The organism is Corynebacterium sp. ZY180755, from assembly GCF_054331495.1.
In genome coordinates, this window is record NZ_CM135811.1 from 2,467,667 (window position 1) to 2,489,244 (window position 21,578).

Sequence of the window (21,578 nt, forward strand, 5' to 3'; positions counted from 1 at the left end):
CCGAAGAAAATGTGAGAACTGTCATCCTATAAGTAACGTTGCGTTACTTATAGAAATATCCCAGCACAAAATGAGCAACCCCGCTCCCACGAAGTGTGGGAGCGGGGTTGCTCGATGCTGTTGTCGTTGGGCCAATTGAATGACCGTCGATGCTTTTATGCCTTATTAGGCAGCAACGACCTCAAAGTTCACGGTAGCTGCGATGTCGGTGTGCAGCTTGACGTCTACCTTGTATGCGCCAGTGGACTTGACCAAGCCCTTTGGCAATACGATGGTGCGCTTATCCAGGTTCGGGCCGCCAGCCTTCTTAACAGCTGCAGCGATATCTTCAGCGGAAACGGAGCCGAAGAGCTTGCCCTTTTCAGAGGTGCGGACAGCAATCTCAACGCCCTCAAGAGCCTCGAGCTGTGCCTTTACCTCACGTGCGTGGTCAAGATCGCGAATTGCGCGAGCTTCCTGTGCACGCTTGATGCCCTCGATCTGCTTCTCAGCACCACGGGTGGCTACGATTGCCAGGCCGCGAGGAAGCAGGAGGTTACGTCCGTAGCCGTCCTTGACCTCCACGATGTCGCCAGCGACACCGAGGTTCTCAACTTCGGCGGTGAGGATCAGCTTCATGATCCCTGCCTTTCGTGTAACGGTCCGACGCAAACAGTGTTACGCCGGTAAGTGTGAAAATTGGTTGAATAGCGTGTGACTTAGAACGGTGGTTCGTCGTCGCCGCCATTGAATCCACCAGCTGGCGGTGCAGATGACCACGGGTCATTTTGCGGTGCTGGCTGGGACGAACCCGATGAGTTCGGCTGTCCCTGGTAGCCACCCTGGCCGGCGTTACTGTAACCGCCCTGATTGCCCTGGTTACCACCGGCATAGTTGCCGTAGTTTCCGCCACCTTGGTTTCCACCGTAGTTTCCACCACCATTACCGCCGTAGTTTCCGCCGCCCTCACGAGGGTTGCGGTTCACCTGTGCGGTTGCGTAGCGCAAGGATGGACCTACTTCATCTACGTCAATTTCCATGACGGAACGCTTCTCACCCTCGCGGGTTTCGTAGGAGCGCTGCTTCAAGCGGCCGGTAACAATGACTCGCATGCCCTTTGTGAGGGTTTCGGAGACATTTTCGGCTGCCTGACGCCAGATGTTGCAGGCAATGAACATGGCCTCGCCGTCAACCCACTGGTTAGTCTGTGAGTCAAAGCGACGTGGGGTAGAAGCTACACGGAAGTTTGCTACAGCTGCACCGTTAGGGGTGAAGCGCAGTTCAGGGTCAGCAACGATGTTGCCAACAATCGTGATGTTGACGTCTCCCTGTGCCATATTCTTAATCCTTACAAAATTTAGTGGTGGGCATCTTCTCTGGGTGTAAACCGTTTCTGGGGATTTACTTTACGTAAAGAAGGAAGATTCTTCCCGCTAAAAATAATTTCTCCGTGAGGGGAGTGAATTACTTGTCAGCGCGCAGAACCTTGGTGCGCAGAACACCGTCGTTGAGGTTCAACACGCGGTCGAGCTCCTGTACGGTAGCGGACTCGCAGTTGAGATCTACGACAGCGTAGATGCCCTCTTCGTTCTTCTCGATTGGGTATGCCAGACGGCGCTTACCCCAGATGTCAACCTTTTCCACGGTGCCGTTTTCTTTACGGACGATCTCGAGGAACTTGTCCAGGGACGGGGCAACAGTGCGTTCATCCTGAGTTGGAGCCAGAATGATCATTACTTCGTAGTGACGCACGGACCTCATCACCTCCTATGGTCTAGTAGTTATAATTTCGGCCGCGCCCGTCGGTCTGGGCGTGGCAGGAGGGTTCGTTGCGTCAGCAACCTTGCAAGAATATCGTATCTGCAGGAGAATGTCTACACTTTCGGCCCGTTTCTCAGCAAAAATCCCGCTGCTCCATAAGCTTCCCGACGTCCCCAGCGGCGTCCACACACTCAGCGAGGCCGCGGAACGCCCGATCTTCAGCAGCAGGGCGAGGTTTAGCCCCGCTACGCGGGGCTAGTTCCCACAAAGATTGCAAGGGCCACGGGGATCACGGTGATAAACAGCGCCGCTATGACAAACAGCGTCCACACCAGTCGTTGAGGCTTCTTGTACATGAATGCGGCAAAGGCTGCGCCAAACAGCAAGAAACCTAGGAACACGCTGCCCATAGTCAGCACCATCGTCAGTGACATAGCAATCTACCTACTTCATCTCGTCGGGATTCACCGGCTTAGTATCTTCTACAGTAATCCCAGAGTGCGCCACCTTTGGCGAGTGCGCACCGTGACTTTCTCCCGCCACCGACGTAACACCGCGATGCCCATCAGTTGAGGCGCCACCGAGAATGAAGGTGTCTTTTTGCCCGAAGGATCCGGCGAGCGGATCCTCGCCGCCGTGGGCGGCGCGCACCGGATCCTCATGCTTGCCCAGCATCTGTCGGATGATGAGAACACCAATGGCAACGATGAGGCCGTCACGGCCAAGCACAAACAGATCCAACAGCTGCCCCGGCACGCCCTTATGCTCCTCGCCCATCATGTGCCACATCAGAACAGGCCACGTGAGGGCGTCGACAAGCATCCATGCAAAAAGCAAACGCCAACGCGGCAACGCCAACGCAGCCAACACAACCAACCACAACGAGTACTGCGGCGACCACACCTTATTCACCAACAAAAACGCCGCAACGATCAGGTAACACAGCTCCGCAACACGCGGACGACGAGCCACTTTCAGCCCCAACAGCCCAATAGCCACGCACAGCCCCACAAAGGCCAGGAAGGTAAACGCATTCAGCAACACCGGCGGGGTAGCACCACCATCGAAGCCAGACCACCCAAACTCACGGCCGAGTACAGCGTAAATAGTGGTCCACTCCCACCCGCGGGTCGAATTCAGACGACCAAACTCAGCCCATGCATCCGGGTACGCCAACCACACTGGAACGTTAACAACAAGCCACGTCACAGCAGTCGCTGCGACCATGGCAAAAAAGTCCTTCAGCTTGCTACTGCGAATCGCCAACACCATAAATGCGCCCAACAGGAACAGCGGCCACAACTTAAATGCGGTGCCTAGTCCGATGGCGATACCACTTAAAGTAACGTTGCGTTGCTTAAAGGACCACAACGCCAAAACCGCACACAGAATCGACGGAATATCCCAGTTGGTAAACGCGTGCATCACCACTAACGGGGAGGCCGCCACGAGCATGGTGTCCCAGACGCGATTTCCGGTGAGTTCAGCAACCAGCCTGATCACCACAATCCACATGGCGGACATGACGAGCGCAGTGATGGCAAAGTAGTGGGCTACCTCAGGAATAGCAAAGGGGAGTAGGTCTACTATCGGGTAGGTGAATTGGGCGATCAGGCCCATAACCCATTGGAATATGCCAGCAAGCACGGGGTATTCCATATACCTCGTGTGCTGGCCCTCTTGGAACGAGTAGGCATAGGGAAAGCCTGGCTGATCGAGTCCGCGGGCGCCGTAGAGGGGCACGATGTCGTTGTAACAGGCGGAGGTGTACTGGCGGTTGCCGGACCAGTCCAGTTGGGCAACACCGTCGATCATGGAGCCTTGGATGCAGTTGGCCTTGGCAAGGAATCCGAGGCTCAAGAAGGTGAGCCCGACGACGATGAGCACGCGCAGCGGGGTCCAAAATCTCTGCGTTCCGACGCGCGCAAAGCGCCCCAGCGCGCCGCCGAGGAACCCGGCGATGTCGCGCGCCATGGGCTCGGTGCGGGTGGGGGAGACTCTTTTGGCTGGGTCGGCAAGCACGGTGCGTTGTCTGGCCACGTTGGTTGGGACTCCTTAGGTGTTCACTTTGTGCATCCCCTGCCATTAGCCGCCGAGATTAAGCACAGACGCTGGCATTGATGCTCACAACTTCTCACCACCGTAGCCCACTATTTGGGCTACTTCACAGCGCAGGTGGAAACAAGTTGCCACCGTGTACCCTTTCGGGCGCAGGCTGAACCATGAGGCGGCGTGCGTACAGGAACATTCCGCCATCTGATTGCCGGGGCCATGCGAGGAGTGCGGCCCCACCTAACACAGTGATGTGCGGCATAAGAAAATGGGCGGGACTTCCTCATGAAAGTCCCGCCCATTTACCTTAGGGCTGCTATAGGCCTAGCTGATCTATCAGATCACCGATAGGGTCCGCCGGTGCTGCTGGGGCAGGGGCCGGTTCAGGCGCAGGGACCTCACCACCTGGCGCAGGAGCCTCACCACCCGGTGCAGGCGCCGCGTCTGACGGTGCAGCAGGAGATTCTGGTGCCGAGGTTTCAGCGCCAGCGGTCTCAGTAGCCGTGCCCACGGAACCTACCCACGACTGAGTTGGCACAGTGTTGTAGTAGCTGCTTGCGCCGTAGCCAAGCGGCTCGGCCGGCTTGAAGTACTCGATTTCTTCACCCTCGAGTGCAGCGTCCTGGATGTCCTTCCACGTGGATGCTGGAACGCCGGAGCCATACATCTGGCCGCCCCACGCAGTAAGCAGTGGGGAATTATCCTCAGTACCGGTCCACACGGCGGTTGCCAGCTGTGGGGTAGCACCGATCATCCACGCATCCTTGTTGTAGCCGGTGTCACCTAGCTGGGTGGTACCAGTCTTGGAAGCGGATGGGCGTCCGCCGGCCAGGTCGTTGTAACCGGACCAGCCAGCGATCGGCGCCATGGCTTCGAGCAGGTTGGTGGCCACCTTTTCGGAAACTCGGCGCTCCGCAGGCTGCTCCCCACGCTCGAACAGCGTTTCACCGGACGCTGTTTCAACCTTGGACACAAAGTAGTGCTCATGGTAGACACCGTAATTTGCGAGGGTAGCCATGACCTGCGCCATGTCGAGTGGACGGGAGTCATACTGGCCGAGTGTAATGCCCTCGTATGGCTGGTTACCGTTCTCAGTCAAGGTCTCTGGGATACCAGGCAGGGATTTTGCAATACCCAGTGCATGACCCATATCCGCGGTGTCCTGAGTTCCGTTCTCCAAGCTTTCCTGGAGGCGCAAGAAGGATGGGTTGAAAGACTGCTTCAACGCTTCTGCAACGGAGCAAGAGCCACATGTCGCGCCATTGACGCTACCCACGGTGATACCACCAGGAAGCTGGAATGGTTCCGAGCTGTAGATCGCGGATGTTGGGATGCCCTGCTGGAGAGCTGCCGCGACCGTCACAATCTTGAACGTAGAGCCCGTCTGCAAAGCCGCGTTGGCGTAATCGTAACCAGTTGCTTCCTCGCCACCGTAGTAGCCCTTGACCGCGCCAGTGCGTGGATCAATGGACACTGCCGCCATACGCAGGTTGTCATTTTCACCTGCAAGGTTGTTACGCACCGCATCGACAGTAGCCTGCTGCACCTTAGTATCAATGGAGGTAGTGACGCGCAGACCCTTAGTCTGGACATCGTCCTCACTAATACCAAGGGCCGTTAGTTCTTGAATGACCTTGTTCTTGATGTGGCCATTAGCGCCTTCAGCCTCAGTGTAAGCCTGATTTGTTGCAGGGTCAGTGGTCTGTGGCCATTGGGCTGCTTGGCGCTGCTGTGCAGTCAGCGCACCAATCTCAACCATGCCATCGAGAACGTAGTTCCAACGCGCCACGGACTCTTCCTTGTTCACCCATGGGTCCAGCTGAGAAGGGCGCTGAATAGCACCGGCAAGCAAAGCAGACTGCTCAGCGTTGAGCTCAGCTGCGGGGATACCAAAGTAGGCGCGTGCAGCCGCATCGATGCCGTAAGCATTTCGGCCGAAGTAAATGGTGTTGAGGTAGGCCTCAAGGATCGTGTCCTTGTCCCACTCATTGGTCATCTTGACGGAATAGACCAGCTCCTTCGCCTTACGCATGTAGGAGTAATCATTACCCACCACCATGTTCTTCACGTACTGCTGGGTGATGGTGGAGCCACCACCCGCGGACGTATTACCGGTGATCTGACCAAGAGCCGCACGAGCAAAACCGGTGAAAGAGAAACCGGAGTTGGAATAAAACTCACGGTCCTCTGCCGCTAGCACAGCATTACGCGTGATCTCAGGAATCTGCTCCAGCGGAACTTCCTGACGGTTTCCCTCCGCCGGCACAAGACGGGCCAGCTCCGTCTCCGCATCAGAGGCGTAAATCTTGGTGATCTGCTTAGTCACCAATTCACCTGGTTTTGGTACATCAGTGACAACATAGGCAATAAAGAACGCAATGAATGGCGCCGCAATAAGCAAACCAAGCGTTCCCCAAATGCCGCGTTTCACCCAAGGCGACGTCTTCTTCTTTTTCTTGTCACCTGGACGACGTCCCGCCGGACCCCTCTTAGTCTGCGCACCCTTGGCGGACAAGGCCGTTGAACCGCCTGCAGCACCAGCAGCTGAGGCCTTGGCGGAGCGCTTCTTCGCAGACGCCGCCTTAGTAGCCTTCACTGGCTTACCGGACGCGGAACGCTTCATAACCTTCTTCACCGGCTTCTTGCCTGTGCCATTGGCTGCAGCTTTCTTGACCACCTTTTTAGTTGTCTTCTTAGCCCCCGCCTTTTTAGCCGCAGGCTTCTTCGGATCACCCGAAGCGCCCTGGCCGGAGGAGGTGGTGTTATCTTCTGCCACTATGAACCCATGCTTCCTGCAATAGATGGATTTACAACTCATCCAGCTTACAGTGTATTTTCCGGTACTTTCACTTGCCACGTACAGGCTGGAGCCAAAATGACCACCCGCTGGAGGTCAGAACATACGCGGGAGCACCCTTTTGCTACTCCCACGTTCTCGCGCCCCAGCTCAGTCCGGTGAGGTGTCAATGAGGTTCACCGAACCTAAAAACTGCAAAGGAGCCACTTCATGCATCCCCTCATGAGCAAGAAATACCAGGTCAAAAGGGAAACGTTGGTGCTGGCGGACACCCGTTTTTGGGGTGCTGTCACTGAATTCAAATTGCCGATACACTGCTATAAGTAACGCAACGTTGCTTATAGGAGAGATCACCGTGGAAACGTCGGAAAACGCACCGCTCGAACCAGTGGCAGCAAGGTTGGTGGAGGAGCCTTCCGGCGCCATGGAATTGATCTTGGATCTGCTAGCGTCCGCGGACTCCAACGTTGCGCAAGTCATGCCCTACGACGGCACCTCCGTATTATTTTCAATTCTGCGCACCGTGCTGTTACGCGCGGACGAGCATGGCCGTATTGACGAACACACCCAGCAACAGCTGGCGGAACTTGCGTGGAGGGTGGATGAATATGGATTCACCCCGTATGACTACCAGCAATTAGGGCGGGCACTTCATGTGGTGATGGAGCAGGTGTGCGCGGACTTAGGTTTTGCCCAGGTGCTGGCGGCGTGCCGGGTGGTTACCTCTGCGTGCGCGATCTTGAGTGCTCATGCCACTGATATGCCCCCTATCAGCGCTGAGGTGGTGGAGGTCGAACGCCGCTGCAGGCAGGTAATTGTGGTGCGCCTGATTACTAACCAGCCGCTGGACTATGGCAGTGCCCAATTCGTCGAGGTTTCTACAGATTACGTGCAGAATCGGTGGGTTCCCGTTACTCCTTCGATCCCGGCGAACGAGGCGGGCATGTTGGAGGTACATCTGTTCATGGATAAGGATCGCAACGATCCTTACCGCTCTCTGCTTGCCAATCCTCGGCCCGGCGATACTTGGCGTGTGACTAATGGCTTTGGCGGCGTGGATACTCACGATGATCGTGATTTGCTGTTTGCAGCGCACGGTACCGGGTTGGCTGCGGCACGAGCGATGATCTTGGAACACCAAATGCACAACTCCAATCCTCCGCGGGTGCATCTATTCGTCTCCGCCGATTACCCAGGTGAGCTTTATGATCTGTTGGGGCTGTGGCAATTATCCGCGTCATGCCCGTGGTTGTCGGTTGTACCCATTGTGCGCAATGACACAGACGAGTGGTGGGTGGGGGCCACAGAGCATTCGAAACCACCGCGTGGGTTGCATTTGTTGCAAACAGGCGAACCCGGCAACATCATCGCTTCCTATGGTTCATGGGCAGATCGAGATGTGTATATTTTCGGCCCGTCCTCACATTGCGAGAGTGTCCGTGCGGCCATGATCGCGGCCGGTACTCCTGCGGAGAATATCTATTCTCAGAGTTTCAGCCACGGTGATCGTTTCGGCGAAGTCGCGGATCTCATCACCAAGGATGTCAGTGCGCCCAGCATTCCCGCGATTAGTGCACACGCGTCCATTGAAGCCCTGCCGGCCTCGCCTTTTGAGTTCGTGGCGCAGTTCGGCTCCAATGTACCTGCGCAGCCTCCGGTCACACTAGATTCCAATGGGTATGCCCCAGACACTGAGGCAAATGCTTTGCATGAGGATCTGATTCCTGATCTTATCGACGCCCCCACAACCGAAGACCTCACCGCCACCACGTCCGCTCCTGCCGCCGCTCCCGCGGCGGAGGATGAAACAAGCACGCCCCAGAGTCAGCCGCCTTCAGGCGGCGAGCCTGATGAGTCTCACATCACGGTGGTCGTGGAAGATCACCGGATGGTGGTGCCCATGTCTGCCATGTTTGAGTTAGCCACCCCAGCCACGCAGAACAGTGATGACACACCGCTGGTGGACTTGTTCGCGGATGCCCCTGCAGACGCTGAGGGGCTAAAGGAGCCTCAGGAAACCGCCAATGGTGACGGCGTCGGCAAGGGAGGGGACAAGAAGGGCACCAATCCTGACCCATCTCACCCCGATCGTTTCTAGCACCGAGTGATGCGCACGATGGTCTCGCCCCAGCTGCCGTAACACCGGTATGGGAACCAGTCGTTTCAGATCCAAAAATTTTTTAGTACCGCGTACAATATCAAGTGTTACAGCATTTCGTGTACACAAATGTGTTGGAACCACTGGCAGAAGTGCATGGCCGATGCTCACGGCTGACACCACACCAAGGCTGCGAACACAAAAAGCGGCGCCATGGTGTTTCCGGTGGCGTCGATAAAAAGATCACGTTGCGGTAAATCTTGCCGGAGACAAGTTTTCCCACCACTGCGTATCTCTTAGAATAATCGAATAAACATAGGGCGCTCGCCGTTCCCACCCGCACTGAAATGAGGTGGTTAACAGACTGGGGACGAACGAACTGCATACCCGCCACAACAACCTAAGTCGAGGAAGTTAACGCATGTCCACTCATTCACCGGAAGAACTCGCACAACTTATCCGCCCAGCGCTGACCAAGCTATATGTTCTGTACTTCCGTGTTGCCGAGCAGTCTGACCTGACCGGGCCGCAGATGACCATCATGACAAGGCTCCACGACGAAGGCGCAGCTCGCATTAGCCGCATCGCTCAGGCGGAGGGCATCCGCATGCCAACCGCTTCCAACGCCCTCCATCAGTTGGAACAGCGCGGCATGATTGAACGAATCCGAGACGAATCCGATCGTCGCGGCGTGAAGGTCCAGCTCACGGACTTGGGTATTTCCGAGCTCACCCGTGTAGGCAAGGAGCGTACTGAGTACCTGACTCAAATGCTCCAAACTCTCCCAGATGAGCTACTCGAGGATGCCGCTAAACTTCCGACCGTCATCAACGCTCTTGCGGATTCTTACTCGGCAGCTCTTGTTGAGGCAGAAAAGAACAAATAAACCCAATCGCCCAAACGTGGGGCAACTGGGGTAGGACCCCCTAGGGTGTCTTCACCACTCGCGTTGGCAAAACCACTTACTTTTAAAACCCATGGCGATTTCAACCAAAAGACCCCGCATCCTCATCGCGTGGTCCCCGCAGGCCACCGGCACCGAAGCCATCGATGTGGCCGCATGGATCGCACGTACTGCCGATGTAGAACTGCGCGTCGTCACCACGCTTCTGCGCCCATGGCCTGGTCCCTCCATCGCCAAGATGGGTGGAAAGTACAAAAAGTGGTTCAAGAACGAGTGCGTTGCTTTAGAGAAAACCGTCACATCACATCTCGTTGAGGCGGGGATCCCTAAGTCTGCTTTCGCGGAACCCGTTAGCGTGCTTCTCGACGGCACCAATGAACCGCAACTACTCGCCCAAGCCGCCAAGAAATTCAATGCAAGTGTCATCGTCTTGGGATCCGGATCTGCCGCACCCAAGGGCCGTTTCCGTGCTGGCACCACAGCCGATACTCTTCTCAACACCTCCACCACGCCATTGGGACTCGCACCACGCGCACCAAAACTTTCTAAACGTGGCATCACCCGCATCAACTTCGCCTACGTTGACGAGCACCTCTCCGACGCCGCCATCCGCGCCGCAGCCCTCGCCGAAAGCTTCGGCGTTGAGTTACGCATCCTAGCCATCTCACCCACCGGACTTGGCGATGCCCTCACCGGCAAAGATCTCCACATCCCCACGGAATTGGTGCACGAATGGCGCGAAAACTCCTTTGCCGCCCTCGACCGCATCGCCGACAAAATCCACGAACACCACCCTGGGGTTACCCTCACCACCGACATCGGCTCCGGCATCGGATGGTCCGGCGCACTCGACGCCATCAAATGGAAGAAGGGGGACCTCCTCACCTTCGCGTCCACCCCAACACGCACACTCGAACGCGTACTAAGCGGGTCCCAAACCACAGAAATCCTCAAACACGTTCAAGTGCCAGTGCTGATGTTGCCTATAAGTAACGCAACGGTACTTTAGTACCTATGAACTCACGCACTGCTATCGTTACCGGCGCAAGCCAAGGCGTAGGCCTTGCTGTTACGCGCATGCTCTTATCTGAGGGCTACCTCGTTACAGCTGTTTTCAACCGCACAGCCCCTTCGCTCGAGCACGAAAACCTCAAGTGGGTGCAGGCCGATTTGAGTAATGAACATGGCTGCGATGCACTTGGTGGCGCTCTTGCCACATCCCATACGCGTGTCGATGCTCTCATCCATTGTGCTGGTGTAGCGAAACTTGGTCATATTTGTGACACCACCCGCGCTGATTGGGAATGGCACATGGCACTCAATCTCCACGCCCCTGTCCAACTGACAACCGCGTTGTTGCCGCAGCTGCGCTCTGCCAATGGCCACGTAATCTACATCAATTCAGGTGCTGGCCAGCACACTAATGCAAACTGGGCTGGTTATTCTGCCAGCAAGCATGCGGCACGAGCTTGGTGTGACATTCTGCGCCAGGAGGAACCAGAGATTCGTGTGACTAGCATTTATCCAGGGCGCATCGACACTCAAATGCAGCGCGACATCATCGCGCAGGAGGGGAAGGACTACGATCCAAGCCTCTTCCTCACTGCGGATGATATTGCTAAAGCAACGCAGCATTGCCTTGGCACACCTGCTCACGTGGCAACACCAGATTTTTCGGTACGCCCGCGCAGCTAGTATCGGTGATTTCCCGTGAGAAATCATGTGTTTTCCGCTGGTGGGAAACAACGTAGGATTCAGAAGTAGGTTGGCTGTGTCTGGGCGCCCAGTGGTGTAAGTACGTTGAGACGGCTTGGAGAGGATTATCGTGGCTAAGGATACGTGGGAGCATCCGGAAAATGATCTGCACTCGGATGCTGATTATGCCAATCGGTATCGGGAGGCCCCGAAGGATTTTGATGAGCTCGCTGATTCTCCGGACCCAGCTGTCATTGATGCGCAGAACAAGCGCTCTACTAAGCAGGCAATTTGGTATACCATCGCGGTTACTGTCGGAACGGTGGTGGTTGGTTTTTTGCTTGCTATCCCAGCGCGCCTTGCAGGTGGGGAATACTGTGACGCTGGTACAGCCACGTGGTTTTGTTCGCGTTCGTCGCAGATTTGGTGGCCGTTTGCCTCTAGCGTGATCCCCGTGGCCGGATTGTTGGGCTGCGCGTTCATCATGAATCACAAGCTTAAGAACTACATTCGGTGGCGTCCGTGGATGGGTGCATTCTGGGTGTTGGTGCCGTGGTCCATGTTGTGGATGACGCAAGTATTTCAGATTGCCATCACTGGAGGTAACTAGGCCCTGTAACAATTAGTGCCCCGCGGACAGCCCGTGGGGCACTGCTTGTGTCTTGCACATCTTTCAAAGGATGAGCGACGTGGTCCGAATGTTGAGTGGCTCGGCTACTCAGCCCGTTTGAGCCCTGCCCTTGGTGCGCTCTGTCAATCTCACGGAGGCGAAGGGGAGGAGGGGAGGAAGGGGTAGGAGAGGTAAGGGACAAAAAGCTAAACTTTGTCGCCTTTTTTGCCTTCGAAGAGGCTGAAATGGGCGCAAAGTTTAGCTTTTTGTCCCTCTTATAGTCTCATGCCGCTAGTCTGATGCCGCGTTGACTATGCGGAAGCACTTTCTTTGGCGGCAAGTTCCTTTGCTACCTGAGCGCATTCTTCCTTGCCGCAGTGGCGGGTTTCGATGTGCTCGTAGCAGTCTGGGCACATGAGTACGAGGTCACGGCAGTTGTCCTCGTTAACGCAGTGATCGAACTTGTTTGTTGGCTTACCGCACTTGCAGTGCCCCAGTTGGACGAAGCCTGGGTCCTCGGTGCCTGCACCGAACTCCATGTGCATGCGCTTGTCAAAGACGTAGAGGGAGCCTTCCCACAGTCCGTCGTTGCCGTACTTTTCGCCGTAGCGGACGATGCCTCCATCGATCTGGTAGATCTCGTTAAAACCACGGTTTTTCATCAGTGCTGAGAGGATTTCGCAGCGAATGCCACCGGTGCAGTAAGAGATGACTGGCTTGTCTTTCATCCAGTCATACTTGCCGGATTCCAGTTCCTTAATGAAGTCATGGGTGGTGCGCACGTCTGGGACCACGGCGTTTTTGAACTTGCCGATCTCCGCTTCCATAGCGTTGCGGCCGTCAAAGAAGACGACCTCGTCGCCGCGTTCCTCAACCAGCTTGTTGACCTCTTCTGGTTTGAGATGCACGCCACCGCCAATGACGCCCTTTTCATCTACCTTGAGCTCACCCGGCGCGCCGAAGGCTACGATCTCGTCACGGACCTTAACGGACAGGCGTGGGAAGTCATCACCTTGGCCATCAGACCATTTGAAGGAGGTCTTTTTGAAGCCTGGGTACTCGCGGAATTTCTTAATGTACGCCTTGCAAGCGTCCATATCGCCGCCCACGGTGCCGTTGATGCCGTGCTCGGAGATGAGGATGCGCCCCTTCAGTCCCAGCAGCTCACAGAGTTCGCGCTGCCACAGCATAAGTGCTTTGGGGTCAGAGATAGGGGTGAACTTGTAGTACAGGAGAATCTTCGGAACAGTCACGTCTTATAACATTACCGGCCAGACCTGAATTTTACCTAGTCAGCGCGCTAAATGGTGCTCTATCTCATGGAGGGCTTAACCACACTCTAGGACAGAGCCGTTAGGATGATAGTCATGCCTGAAGGACACGTGATTCACCGCCTTGCCCGCGATCTCAATTCTATTTTCGGTGGCACTGCGCCAGTGGTGAGTTCACCTCAGGGCCGTTTCGCGCACGAAGCGTCGCTAGTCAGCGGTTACGGTTTCGCTGGTGCTCATGCCTTTGGCAAGCACCTTTTCATTGAGTTCGATGCCCCTACGCCGGAGCACATCGTCTATATTCACCTTGGCTTGATTGGCAAACTCACTCTTGAGGGTCAGGATGAGACGTGGGGTCAGATCCGCTTCCATATGGCCGATCCGCAGCGTGCTGATTCGCCCGCCGCAAACTTGCGTGGTCCGCAGTGGTGCAAACTCATTACCGACGCCGAGATGGAGATAGCCATAGGGAAACTCGGCGCTGACCCGCTCCGCCCCGACGCTCGCCCGGACTCTGTCCGCGCCAAGGTCGCGCGTTCCGGCCGCAGCATCGGATCACTCATGATGGACCAAAAGCTGTATGCCGGCGTGGGCAACATTTACCGCGCGGAAACACTGTTCCGCCTTGGCATTTCTCCTTTCACAGCGGGCAAGGACATCTCGGACCAGGAGTTCAATGATATTTGGGATGACCTCGTCCTTCTCATGGCCGATGGGGTGACCAAGGGCCGCATTGACACCGTCCGCGACGAGCACCTTCCCGAGGCCATGGGTCGCGAACCGCGCAAAGACGACCACGGGGGAGAGGTCTACGTGTACCGCCGCGCGGGCCTGCCCTGCTACGTGTGTGGCACTCCCATCTCTACCCAGGTCATGGAGGGTCGCAATCTGTTCTGGTGCCCAAACTGTCAGAGCTAAGACCAAGTCTGCTCAGCAGGGCCGAAAAGCTTGCGCGCGTTCCTGATGATGCGGTCCGTATTGTAGGCACCGCCAAACACCGTGATCGCTGCGGCCGCAGCAATCGAGGCCGCACCAGCCACATCGGTGACTGAACTTCGCTTGCCGACGAGTTTCCGCTCCCCAAAAGCACCCGCCACCTTCCCCGCGACACGTGTGCGGTTGATGCGCCGAACTGCGTTCGGCCTGATCCGCGCCGCCGCAGCGGCGCCGGCCACCGGCGCGTACTTCTCTACCACCGCACGCAGCTGCGAACCGTCGGAACTGCCGTGCAGGACACGTCGGAAAGCATCAACTTGAGCCTTTTCGCCGCTGAGGGTTTTGCCACTCAGGCGCGCGTGCGCGAGCAGATACAGTGCGATCGCATCACTAAAATCTCGCTGCCCCTTGCTCAGCATCACAACTGGGGCGCCGAGCTGCTTGGCCTCCTTGGCCACCGATGCCTTCAGCAGCGCACCCACAAGCTTCTTGTCCGCCAAAAGCAGCGCAGCGCGTGGCGAACCATCTTTCGGGTTCACTTTCGCCAACACCTTGCCTGCTACCTGGCCTTTTCCCGTTGTAGGAGGAGTACTCTGCCCAGCGGTTGCAGCTTTGAGGCGCTCGACATAGGCATCCACGCGGCGCTCTTGTGCGCGGAAGCTCTCCGCAATCATCCGCGTCTCTGCTTCAAAGGTACGGGCTTGGTCACTTTGCGATGCACTCATGCCCCCAGTCTAAACACCTAACTAGGATGGCAACCATGAACTTTGTCTGCACCGTCGACCAAATCCGCCGAGCCGAGAACCCCCTTATCCAACGCCAAAAAGAGACAGACGGCTTCATGCGCGAGGCAGCACGCGCAGTCGCGGAGGTTGTTAAAGTAACGTTGCGTTACTTAAAGCAACCTCGAGTCCTTATTTTGGCCGGCGCTGGCGGAAACGGTGGTGACGGGTTGTACGCAGGCTCTTACTTAGCCAATGAAGGCATGGATGTCACCGCTGTGTTGTTAGGCAAGAACGGTCGCGTTCATGAGCCTGCGCTTAAGGCTTTTCGTGCATCGGGTGGGTCTGTGTTGAATGCGGATGAAAAGAACGACGCGGGCTATGAATTTGATCTTGTTATCGATGCAGTATTGGGCATCGGCGCACGTGGGGGACTGGATGCGTCCACGGCGCACTTTGCCAAGAGTCTGAGTGACATTCTGACGCTCAGCGTTGATGTACCAAGCGGCATAGATGCGGACACCGGCGCCACGCCGGCTGCTTACGGCAATGGCACGCCCGCATTCATTACCGCCGATATAACCGTCACTTTCGGCTGCCTGCGCCGCGCACACGCCATCAGCCCGTTCTGTGGAGAGATCTTTGTGGCACCAGTGACCGCGGCCACCATTGTCGATGGGAAAGAAACCACCGAGTCCATTGACGAAGCCTGCGCCGCACTAGCGCTCGAAACATACACCACCTGGGAGCAGCCCGAATCAGCCCACGACTGGCGCATCAACACCCTGCTCGGCGTACAACGTGACCCTGAGCGCGCCAAACTCTTAGCTGAAAAGGGACTTCGCGGTATTAAACTGTCCCATACCCGCGACATGGAGCCAGCTGTCACCGACACCAAGTACTCCGGCGTAGTAGGCGTTATCGCTGGCAGTGACAAATACCCCGGCGCGGGTATTCTCGCCACCACCGCCGCAGTTCGCTCGACCAGCGCCATGGTTCGCTACGTGGGTAAGGCGTACCGCACTATCGTGGAGCGCCTGCCAGAAGTGGTAGCTACTGAAACTTTCACCGACGCCGGTCGGGTGCAGGCGTGGGTCTACGGCCCAGGCTCCGATCCGCGCGACAGCGACACCATGAAAAAGTTGCTTAAAGCAACGCAACCTTGCTTATTAGACGCTGACGCCATAACGCAGCTCGCTGAGAGCCCAGAACTTATCGATGAGCTGCGCGAACGCAGTTCCCGCCGAAGCTACACGCTGTTGACACCACACGATGGCGAATTTGTTCGCCTCGCTGGTGCGCTCAACGCAAAAAAGGAAGCAACGGTGCGCGATCTGAACTCCGATCGCCTCGGCGCTGTGTGCGACATGGTGGATGCACTGGGGTGTGCCGTGCTGCTCAAGGGTCGCAAGACGCTCATCGTGGGTAACGGAGACATCCACAGCATCGACGCCGGCCACTCATGGCTTGCCACCCCTGGTTCGGGCGACGTGCTTTCCGGCATTATCGGTGCATGGATCGCTCACTTCGCCACGTTGATTGAGGATCACACTCGTGCCGGCACTGCGAGGTTCGATTGGAGCGCCTACATGGCGCTCACTGCCGGCGCGGCCGTGGCCGCGGCGGTTCATGCCACCGCAGGGTGGCTGGCCGCCCAGACTCCTTACGGTCCGGCTCCGGCGTCGGCAAGCAGCATTGCCGACGCCATCCCGGCCGCCACAGCAAAGCTGCACGCCTAGAACACGCTGGTAGCAAGCATCACCGCGAGGCCCAACAGGGCGGCTAGGAGGGACAGGCCGATGAACAGGGCGCGCCATCGCGGCCCCATCCGGGCCGCGAGCGTAGCACCAATCGCACCGCCAATGGTGTTGAAGAGCAGGTCGTCAGCGTCTGAATAACCCAGCGCGAACGCGAATTGCGTGACCTCAATGGAAAGCGACACCAGAAAGCTCAGAAGGATCGTCTCAAACACCGGAAAGCGAGCACGCCCGCGCAGCATGTTGGCGATCAGAAAACCCAGCGGCAAAAACAGAACGATGTTGCCAAACAAGTTAATCCATGGGCCCCACCACACACTTGGATAGTCAAAGCCGTTGAACAGTACTAGATCCAGACTGCGGTGACGATGGGCCGAGGTCTGCCACAGCGGCCCAAAACTCAAATACGCTTTGCCCAACGTAAAGGCCAGAACGAGTAGGCCAACGAAGCCCAGCGCAACAGACGTTGCCACGCGCTCACCAACACCAATGGCTTTCTCGCCACGACGCTGGGACCGCGCACTACTGGTGAACCTTTCGGGGATCTTCGTGCTCAGACTCATTGCGACAACTGTAGCCCCCAAACCTCCGATATTGCTGTGAGCCTCCAGCCACAAACTCACAGCAAACAAAAAGCTTGAGAATCCGCCCTGCTAAAACGCGCATCCGGCCGCGTCAAATTCGTCACCCACGCCATTGACAACGCCGAAAATCACAGCTGGCGCATCAGCCATCAACCCACGGCGTCCGGTGCCACGAGGTCTTCCCACCCTCGTCTGTTTAAGGGTTAGTTACTTAAAGTAACGTTGCGTTACTTATAGACATCTCCAAGACATGGGTCCCACCCTGCGGGAGATCGACGCCTTGGAGGTCATCGCCCAGAAGGGCAGGTTCGATGCAGATGAAGTGACGCCATTGGTCTGTGGGCACGTCGGGGAGCGTGTGTTCCTTGCCGGGATTCCAGATCACTACATGGTCATGGCCAGTAAACGTTAGTTCCAACGTGCGCCCCATGACCGGATCAGTGCACGTGATAGGGGAGTGGAGGTCGGTGGGAGTGGAAATGCGGTCGAACTCGCCGGCGATGGATAGCGGTTCAGTGACGTGTTCATGGGTGTCGGTGGTGAGCTCATACAGGTCCGCGCCATCAAGACCTGTGATGCGAATCTGCTCCACGTCGCCGACAAGGAAGTAGGGGTGGAGCCCGAGCTGCAGCTTTTTGGTGTCTGCGCTGGTGTTGGTGGCGGTGAATGTGAGCGTCGCCGTTTGCCCATCCACAGCGGCATCAAGGCTGAGCTTCAGGCCCTCATTTTCCACATGGGCGCTGGTTGGGGATGTTTTCTCCCAGCGCGCGGTGCGTGCCCAGCCGTGCTTTTGGCCGCCCATCAAGGTAGCGAAGCGCGGTGCGATCACGGGAACCCCGCCGCGGATGGCGTCGGGGCCGTGTAGGGGGCTGAGCTCGCTCAGCCAAAAGATCTCGCCGTTGGTTGTGACGGCACTGGTGACATGGCCACCGAAGGGTTGGAGTTCAACTGCAGGGTTCATGTCACCATTGTGCACCCACAGACTAACGACGCGCAGCCTGGGCACAGTGTCACTGTGCTCAGGCTGCGCGGGGTCGAAAAGCGAACGGGCTTTAGCCCTTGACCACCAAGTTGACCATGCGGCCAGGGACCACGATCTGCTTGATCAGCTGCTTGCCGTCGATGTTCTTCTGCACGAGCTCATCGGCGAGGGCGATCTCAGTGATCTGCTCCTGGGTAGCATCCGCAGGAACCATAATGCGGGCGCGCACCTTGCCGTTGATCTGCACAGGCATTTCAACCTCATCGTCTACCAGGTACTTCTCATCGTGAGTAGGGAAGTCCACGAAAGTGATGGTGTCCTCGTGGCCAAGGCGCTTCCACAGTTCTTCCGCGATGTGCGGTGCCACAGGCGCGATCATGATGACAATCGGCTCAACGGCCGCACGTGGGGCACCAGACGCGCCACTGCCGCCATAGACCTTAGTGAGGTAGTTGACGTACTCAATGGACTTAGCAACAACAGTGTTGATGCGCAGGCCCTCATAATCATCGCGGATTCCGGCGATGGTGCGGTGCAGTGCCTTCTGGTCGTCGTCAGTCAATGCTGAATCGGTGACCACCAGCTCACCGTTTTCCTCATTGACAACCAAGCGCCACAGGCGCTGCAAGAAGCGCTGGGAACCAACAACATCCTTGGTTGCCCATGGGCGGGAGGTGTCCAGAGGACCCATGGCCATCTCGTACACACGCAAGGTGTCCGCGCCGAAGTCACGGGCGATGTCATCCGGAGCCACGGCGTTCTTCAGGGACTTACCCATCTTGCCGTATTCCTGATTGACTTCTTCACCGTTGTAGAAGAACTTGCCGTCCTTCTCTTCAACCTCAGCGGCAGGGACGTACACGCCACGGGAATCAGTGTAGGCGAATGCCTGAATGTAGCCCTGGTTGTACAGGCGGCGGTATGGCTCCTTGGAGGAGACGTAGCCCAGATCGAAGAGGACCTTGTGCCAGAAGCGAGAGTAGAGCAAGTGCAGCACTGCGTGCTCGACGCCGCCAACGTAGAGGTCCACGCCACCTGGGTCGTTCTCGTGGCCTTCGCGCGGGCCGGTCCAGTAGCGCTCGTTCTCGATATCGCAGAAGATGTCATCGTTGCGTGGGTCGATGTAGCGCAGCTGGTACCAAGAGGAACCAGCCCACTGCGGCATGACATTGGTGTCGCGGATGTACTCCTGCTCGCCATCGCCGAGATCCAAAGTCACGTGTGTCCACTCGGTGGCCTTCGCCAGCGGTGGGTGCGGCTCAGAATCTGCATCGTCTGGGTCAAAGGACACAGGCTTGTAGTCCTCTACCTCAGGCAGCTCGATAGGCAGCATGGACTCAGGAAGAGCGTGTGGCAGGCCATCCTTGTCGTACACGATTGGGAATGGCTCGCCCCAGTAGCGCTGGCGCGCAAACAGCCAGTCGCGCAGCTTGTACTGGATCTTCTCCTCGCCGTAGCCCTTCTCCACCAGCCAATCAATGGTGGTAGCAATGCCCTCGGCCTTGCCCAACCCATTAAGGTCCAGCCCCTCTTGGTTAGAAGAGTTCACGTGCTCAGCGTCACCGGTGAAGGCTTCCTCCGAAATGTCGCCATTCAGCACGGCGACGATAGGCAGGCCAAACTCCTTGGCGAACTCGTAGTCGCGCTCGTCGTGCGCAGGCACCGCCATGATGGCGCCGGTGCCGTAGCCGGTGAGCACGTAATCGCCAATAAACACAGGGATCTCCTGGCCATTAACAGGGTTTACCGCGTTCACACCCAAGTAGACGCCGGTCTTCTCCTTGTTCTCCTGGCGCTCCACGTCACTCTTCGCCGCAATGTCCGAGCGGTATCGAGCCACGGCCTCGGCAGCCGTAGGCTGCCCGTAGGTCCAGCGCTCATCGACACCCTCATAGGAACCGTCACCACCTGCCGCAACAAGCTTGTCGACAAGCTCATGCTCCGGCGCCAACACCATGTAGCTCGCGCCGAACAAGGTGTCAGGGCGCGTGGTGAACACGCGAAGGCTCTCGCCTTCGCACGCGAACTCAACCTCAGCGCCACGAGAGCGACCAATCCAGTTGCGCTGCATGGACTTAACCTTCTCAGGCCAATCCAAGTACTCCAGATCATCAATCAGGCGATCAGAATACGCCGTAATACGCATCATCCACTGCGAGAGATTCTTGCGGAACACAGGGAAGTTACCGCGCTCCGAACGACCATCCGCGGTCACCTCCTCATTCGCCAGCACCGTGCCCAAACCAGGGCACCAGTTCACCGTGGAGTGAGAGCGGTACACAAGGCGGAACTCATCAACAACCTTGCGCTGCTGGACAGGATCCAGATCCTTGTACGCCGCGCCGAACTCGGCAGGAGTTGCAACCTCACCAGACTCCAGAAGCGGAATCAACTCAGAGATAGGACGCGCCTTCTGCTGCTCCTGATCAAACCAAGAATTAAAAATCTGCAGGAAGATCCACTGCGTCCACTTGTAGAACTCAGGATCGGTGGTCGCGACCTTACGGCGGCGGTCATGCCCCAAACCCAACAGCCCCAGCTGACGTTCCATGTTCTCAATATTCGCCATGGTGGTGGTACGAGGATGCGTACCCGTCTGAATCGCGTACTGCTCAGCAGGCAAGCCAAACGCATCATAACCGAGCGTATGCAGGACATTCTTGCCCAGCATGCGGTTAAAGCGAGCATAAACATCCGTAGCGATGTAGCCAAGCGGGTGACCAACATGCAGACCCGCGCCGGAAGGATACGGGAACATATCCTGCACAAACAGCTTCTCTTTGCCGAGGAGGCTCTTATTGTCCTCCGACAAATCACCGACAGGATTCGGCGCATTAAAAGTACCGTTGTCGACCCAGTACTTCTGCCACGTAGTCTCGATCTGACCTGCCATCTCCGGGGTATACCGGAAACCAGGGGTGGATGTAGTCTCGCTCGGATTACTCATGGCAATACAGTGTAGTTCACCCACGCCAACGCGCATATTTGCCCCACACCTTTGGAGTTGGACTATAAGTAACGTTGCGTTACTTATAGCGTCCCCAAACCCAAATTGGTTGGACATCAGAGAGCTTTCATTGCCCAAACTGTGACAATGCGTGATTCTTAAGGCAGAAGCGGGGGCACATCGAGGATGCCGCAAAAGTTTTGTCTTCACCGGAGAAATGGGCACATCATTACAGGTTCTTCATCCTCGCTACGCCGTAGCTGGCTTCGTAGATTAGAACGTGTCTTCATACGCCAGATCAGTGGAGGTCTCACATAATTCGCGCCGTGGGCTCCAATCCCGCCCAACAATGTAGCGGCTTCTGCCATGACAGCTGCGCCGGTCACGGAAGGGCGGAAGAAGTAGCAGTGAACTGCTTGCGTCACCGCCGTATCCCGCACCATCCCATGTTCCCCTAGTGCGGTATGCAAAACTTGGCTCAAC

General features: G+C 57.0%; 19 protein-coding genes. 7 read left to right on the forward strand and 12 right to left on the reverse strand.

Annotated features, from left to right (window positions below; all coding sequences use genetic code 11):
• Positions 1 to 165: 165 nt before the first annotated feature.
• The 7 genes from rplI to ACXM2N_RS11250 all read right to left on the reverse strand — a co-directional run bounded on the left by rplI (position 166) and on the right by ACXM2N_RS11250 (position 7,015).
• Complete coding sequence (gene rplI / locus ACXM2N_RS11220; RefSeq protein ID WP_458488738.1) at positions 166 to 618, reverse strand: 50S ribosomal protein L9; 453 nt, start codon at positions 616 to 618, stop codon at positions 166 to 168.
• Between the two features lie 80 nt (positions 619 to 698).
• On the reverse strand, positions 699 to 1,316 hold the full coding sequence (locus tag ACXM2N_RS11225; protein WP_458488740.1) for a single-stranded DNA-binding protein: 618 nt from the start codon (positions 1,314 to 1,316) through the stop codon (positions 699 to 701).
• A 127-nt stretch (positions 1,317 to 1,443) separates the two neighbouring features.
• Positions 1,444 to 1,731 (reverse strand): 30S ribosomal protein S6, encoded by a 288-nt coding sequence (gene rpsF / locus ACXM2N_RS11230; RefSeq protein ID WP_458491150.1) that lies wholly within the window; start codon positions 1,729 to 1,731, stop codon positions 1,444 to 1,446.
• A 254-nt stretch (positions 1,732 to 1,985) separates the two neighbouring features.
• Positions 1,986 to 2,174 carry a hypothetical protein gene (locus ACXM2N_RS11235; protein WP_458488742.1) on the reverse strand — a complete coding sequence of 63 codons (189 nt, stop codon included), beginning with the start codon at positions 2,172 to 2,174 and terminating at the stop codon, positions 1,986 to 1,988.
• Positions 2,175 to 2,184: 10 nt separating this feature from the next.
• Positions 2,185 to 3,714 carry a glycosyltransferase family 87 protein gene (locus tag ACXM2N_RS11240; protein ID WP_458491152.1) on the reverse strand — a complete coding sequence of 510 codons (1,530 nt, stop codon included), beginning with the start codon at positions 3,712 to 3,714 and terminating at the stop codon, positions 2,185 to 2,187.
• Positions 3,715 to 4,108: 394 nt separating this feature from the next.
• Complete coding sequence (locus tag ACXM2N_RS11245; RefSeq protein ID WP_458491154.1) at positions 4,109 to 6,415, reverse strand: transglycosylase domain-containing protein; 2,307 nt, start codon at positions 6,413 to 6,415, stop codon at positions 4,109 to 4,111.
• A gap of 324 nt (positions 6,416 to 6,739) precedes the next feature.
• Positions 6,740 to 7,015 carry a hypothetical protein gene (locus ACXM2N_RS11250; protein ID WP_458488744.1) on the reverse strand — a complete coding sequence of 92 codons (276 nt, stop codon included), beginning with the start codon at positions 7,013 to 7,015 and terminating at the stop codon, positions 6,740 to 6,742.
• Here ACXM2N_RS11250 and ACXM2N_RS11255 point away from each other — a divergent pair.
• The 5 genes from ACXM2N_RS11255 (at position 7,014) to ACXM2N_RS11275 (ending at position 11,896) form a co-directional block, all read left to right on the forward strand.
• Complete coding sequence (locus ACXM2N_RS11255; protein WP_458488746.1) at positions 7,014 to 8,687, forward strand: hypothetical protein; 1,674 nt, start codon at positions 7,014 to 7,016, stop codon at positions 8,685 to 8,687. The genes ACXM2N_RS11250 and ACXM2N_RS11255 overlap by 2 nt on opposite strands.
• Positions 8,688 to 9,108: 421 nt before the next feature.
• Entirely contained in the window at positions 9,109 to 9,573 is a 465-nt protein-coding gene (locus ACXM2N_RS11260) for a MarR family winged helix-turn-helix transcriptional regulator (RefSeq protein WP_458488748.1), read from the forward strand.
• Between the two features lie 91 nt (positions 9,574 to 9,664).
• Entirely contained in the window at positions 9,665 to 10,600 is a 936-nt protein-coding gene (locus ACXM2N_RS11265; RefSeq protein WP_458488750.1) for a universal stress protein, read from the forward strand.
• Between the two features lie 5 nt (positions 10,601 to 10,605).
• Positions 10,606 to 11,286 (forward strand): SDR family oxidoreductase, encoded by a 681-nt coding sequence (locus tag ACXM2N_RS11270; RefSeq protein WP_458488752.1) that lies wholly within the window; start codon positions 10,606 to 10,608, stop codon positions 11,284 to 11,286.
• 127 nt (positions 11,287 to 11,413) lie between these two features.
• Positions 11,414 to 11,896, forward strand: a complete 483-nt coding sequence (locus ACXM2N_RS11275; RefSeq protein WP_458491156.1) for a hypothetical protein — start codon at positions 11,414 to 11,416, stop codon at positions 11,894 to 11,896.
• Positions 11,897 to 12,207: 311 nt separating this feature from the next.
• Here the strand turns inward: ACXM2N_RS11275 and trhO are convergent, their stop codons facing one another.
• Positions 12,208 to 13,149, reverse strand: a complete 942-nt coding sequence (trhO, locus tag ACXM2N_RS11280) for an oxygen-dependent tRNA uridine(34) hydroxylase TrhO (RefSeq protein ID WP_458488754.1) — start codon at positions 13,147 to 13,149, stop codon at positions 12,208 to 12,210.
• A 114-nt stretch (positions 13,150 to 13,263) separates the two neighbouring features.
• On the opposite strand from trhO, the gene ACXM2N_RS11285 reads away from it, so the two are divergent.
• On the forward strand, positions 13,264 to 14,085 hold the full coding sequence (locus tag ACXM2N_RS11285; RefSeq protein WP_458488756.1) for an Fpg/Nei family DNA glycosylase: 822 nt from the start codon (positions 13,264 to 13,266) through the stop codon (positions 14,083 to 14,085).
• Here the strand turns inward: ACXM2N_RS11285 and ACXM2N_RS11290 are convergent.
• Entirely contained in the window at positions 14,082 to 14,828 is a 747-nt protein-coding gene (locus ACXM2N_RS11290) for a hypothetical protein (protein ID WP_458488758.1), read from the reverse strand. The two genes, ACXM2N_RS11285 and ACXM2N_RS11290, sit on opposite strands and share 4 nt — an antisense overlap.
• 35 nt (positions 14,829 to 14,863) lie before the next feature.
• On the opposite strand from ACXM2N_RS11290, the gene ACXM2N_RS11295 reads away from it, so the two are divergent.
• A complete protein-coding gene (locus tag ACXM2N_RS11295; RefSeq protein WP_458488760.1) occupies positions 14,864 to 16,564 on the forward strand; it encodes a bifunctional ADP-dependent NAD(P)H-hydrate dehydratase/NAD(P)H-hydrate epimerase in 1,701 nt (566 codons plus the stop codon).
• Here ACXM2N_RS11295 and ACXM2N_RS11300 read toward each other — a convergent pair.
• From ACXM2N_RS11300 to leuS, 3 genes are all read right to left on the reverse strand, one after another.
• Positions 16,561 to 17,145, reverse strand: a complete 585-nt coding sequence (locus tag ACXM2N_RS11300) for a VanZ family protein (RefSeq protein WP_458488762.1) — start codon at positions 17,143 to 17,145, stop codon at positions 16,561 to 16,563. The genes ACXM2N_RS11295 and ACXM2N_RS11300 overlap by 4 nt on opposite strands.
• 232 nt (positions 17,146 to 17,377) lie before the next feature.
• Positions 17,378 to 18,127 (reverse strand): aldose epimerase family protein, encoded by a 750-nt coding sequence (locus ACXM2N_RS11305; protein WP_458488764.1) that lies wholly within the window; start codon positions 18,125 to 18,127, stop codon positions 17,378 to 17,380.
• Positions 18,128 to 18,218: 91 nt separating this feature from the next.
• A complete protein-coding gene (gene leuS, locus ACXM2N_RS11310) occupies positions 18,219 to 21,095 on the reverse strand; it encodes a leucine--tRNA ligase (protein ID WP_458488766.1) in 2,877 nt (958 codons plus the stop codon).
• Between the last annotated feature and the right edge of the window lie 483 nt (positions 21,096 to 21,578).